Below are 308 nucleotides of genomic sequence, written 5' to 3' on the forward strand. Positions count from 1 at the left end.
TACTCCGGATGAAGCGTAGTTATTCGGTAATGTCTCTTTTAGACGTTGTGAGGAGAAACAGTACATGGTACTGATGATCGTCAGCGGACGTTCAGGTTCAGGTAAATCTGTCGCCCTGCGTGCGCTGGAAGATATGGGTTTTTACTGCGTGGATAACCTTCCCGTAGTGTTGTTACCCGATCTGGCTCGAACTCTGGCCGATCGAGAGATTTCTGCCGCCGTCAGCATTGATGTTCGTAATATGCCGGAGTCACCAGAAATATTCGAACAGGCGATGAGTAACCTGCCTGACGCTTTCTCACCGCAAC

The 308-nt window shown here is 49.7% G+C and carries 1 protein-coding gene; it reads left to right on the top strand.

Going from position 1 to position 308, the window contains the following annotated elements:
• Window positions 1-64: 64 nt before the first annotated feature.
• Window positions 65-308 (top strand): RNase adapter RapZ (locus LZP73_RS19785; RefSeq protein WP_234236617.1); only part of this gene is annotated, 244 nt, incomplete at its 3' end.

Source organism: Shewanella sp. AS16 (genome assembly GCF_021412365.1).
GTDB classification, from domain to species: Bacteria; Pseudomonadota; Gammaproteobacteria; order Enterobacterales; family Shewanellaceae; genus Shewanella; species Shewanella salipaludis.